Below are 2,500 nucleotides of genomic sequence, written 5' to 3'. Positions count from 1 at the left end.
CACATCCGTTGAAAAGGATCGGGATGAGCTGTGCCTAGGGGTGAAAGGCCAATCAAACTCGGAGATAGCTGGTTCTCTGCGAAATCTATTTAGGTAGAGCGTCATCCGAATACCCCGGGGGGTAGAGCACTGGATGGGTAATGGGGCCCCACAGGCTTACTGATCCTAACCAAACTCCGAATACCCGGGAGTACTAGATGGCAGACACACTGCGGATGCTAACGTCCGTAGTGGAGAGGGAAACAACCCTGACCTACAGCTAAGGCCCCCAATTCATGGCTAAGTGGGAAAGCAGGTGGGACGACCAAAACAACCAGGAGGTTGGCTTAGAAGCAGCCATCCTTTAAAGATAGCGTAACAGCTCACTGGTCTAAACAAGTTGTCCTGCGGCGAAGATGTAACGGGGCTCAAGCCATGAGCCGAAGCTTAGGATGCCGTAAGGCATGGTAGCAGAGCGTAGTGTGACATAGAACTCATCCGTATTTGCATCTGTGTTGTGTAACAGCAGCGAGGTGTAATGACGGATCGAGTTCTTTCGATGAAGCCGGCCTGTGAGGGATCCGGTGGAGAGATCACTAGTGAGAATGATGACATGAGTAGCGACAAAGAGTGTGAGAGACACTCTCGCCGAAAGTCCAAGGGTTCCTGCTTAAAGCTAATCTGAGCAGGGTAAGCCGGCCCCTAAGCCGAGGCCGAAAGGCGTAGGCGATGGGAACTAGGTTAATATTCCTAGGCCAGGAGGATGTGACGGATCACAGGTGTAGTTCAATCTTATCGGATTGATTGGGCTGCTGAGTGGTTCCTGGAAATAGCCCTCCATCAGACCGTACCCTAAACCGACACAGGTGGACTGGTAGAGCATACCAAGGCGCTTGAGAGAACGATGTTGAAGGAACTCGGCAAAATACCTCCGTAAGTTCGCGAGAAGGAGGCCCGGTTCCTAGGCAACTAGGGGCTGGGGGCACAAACCAGGGGGTGGCGACTGTTTATTAAAAACACAGGGCTCTGCGAAGTCGCAAGACGACGTATAGGGTCTGACGCCTGCCCGGTGCCTGAAGGTTAAAAGGAGAGGTGAGAGCCTTGAATTGAAGCCCAGGTAAACGGCGGCCGTAACTATAACGGTCCTAAGGTAGCGAAATTCCTTGTCGGGTAAGTTCCGACCTGCACGAATGGCGTAACGACTTCCCCGCTGTCTCCAACATCGACTCAGCGAAATTGAATTGCCTGTCAAGATGCAGGCTTCCCGCGGTTAGACGGAAAGACCCCGTGCACCTTTACTACAGCTTCGCACTGGCATCAGGATTGTGATGTGCAGGATAGGTGGTAGGCTTTGAAGCAGGAACGCAAGTACCTGTGGAGCCTCCCTTGAGATACCACCCTTCGCACTCTTGATGTCTAACCGCGGTCCGTTATCCGGATCCGGGACCCTGCGTGGCGGGTAGTTTGACTGGGGCGGTCGCCTCCTAAAGCGTAACGGAGGCGCGCGAAGGTTGGCTCAGAGCGGTCGGAAATCGCTCGTTGAGTGCAATGGCAGAAGCCAGCCTGACTGCAAGACTGACAAGTCGAGCAGAGTCGAAAGACGGCCATAGTGATCCGGTGGTCCCGAGTGGAAGGGCCATCGCTCAACGGATAAAAGGTACGCCGGGGATAACAGGCTGATACTGCCCAAGAGTCCATATCGACGGCAGTGTTTGGCACCTCGATGTCGGCTCATCTCATCCTGGGGCTGGAGCAGGTCCCAAGGGTACGGCTGTTCGCCGTTTAAAGAGGTACGTGAGCTGGGTTTAGAACGTCGTGAGACAGTTCGGTCCCTATCTGCCGTGGGTGTAGGAGACTTGAGAGGAGTTGCCCCTAGTACGAGAGGACCGGGGTGAACGATCCACTGGTGGACCAGTTGTCGTGCCAACGGCAGTGCTGGGTAGCTATGATCGGACAGGATAACCGCTGAAGGCATCTAAGCGGGAAGCCCCCCTCAAAACAAGGTCTCCCTGAGGGCCGTGGAAGACCACCACGTCAATAGGCCGGAGATGTAAGCGCAGTAATGCGTTCAGTTGACCGGTACTAATCGCCCGATAGGCTTGATTTGATCCAGTAATGGAAAGACAAATCACCAAAAGCATACACTGACCTTGAGTTGGACAACGTTGATCTGATTAACACAACCGTGCAGGACCGCGCATCCGCTTCGCGAATACGCTGCCTCCTGCCCGTCGCTTTTTTGCTCCGCAAAAACAGCGACGTGGGGATTTTCCTCGGTTTGGTGGTCATAGCGCAAGTGAAACACCCGGTCCCATCCCGAACCCGGAAGTTAAGCACTGCCGCGCCAATGGTACTTGGGCTTAAGCCCCGGGAGAGTAGGTCACCGCCAAACCTAGCAAAATCCCCAAGTCTCTCTAACACGATGAAAACAAATCTGACTCTGACGCGGGATGGAGCAGCCCGGTAGCTCGTCAGGCTCATAACCTGAAGGTCGCAGGTTCAAATCCTGCTCCCGCAACCA

General features: G+C 54.3%; 1 tRNA gene and 2 rRNA genes (1 of these 3 cut by a window edge). All 3 read left to right on the top strand.

Annotated elements, in window-relative coordinates:
- Positions 1–2,086 (top strand): 23S ribosomal RNA (locus tag ACR0LL_RS20730); it begins 759 nt to the left of the window's first position.
- A gap of 170 nt (positions 2,087–2,256) precedes the next feature.
- A 5S ribosomal RNA gene (rrf, locus tag ACR0LL_RS20725) occupies positions 2,257–2,371 on the top strand.
- A 52-nt stretch (positions 2,372–2,423) separates the two neighbouring features.
- Positions 2,424–2,500 (top strand) — tRNA-Met (locus ACR0LL_RS20720).

The sequence above is a fragment of the Ruegeria sp. AI2 genome, assembly GCF_056541275.1.
The sequence above is the reverse complement of the archived record's forward strand: the minus strand, read 5'-3'. Positions and strand labels throughout refer to the sequence as shown.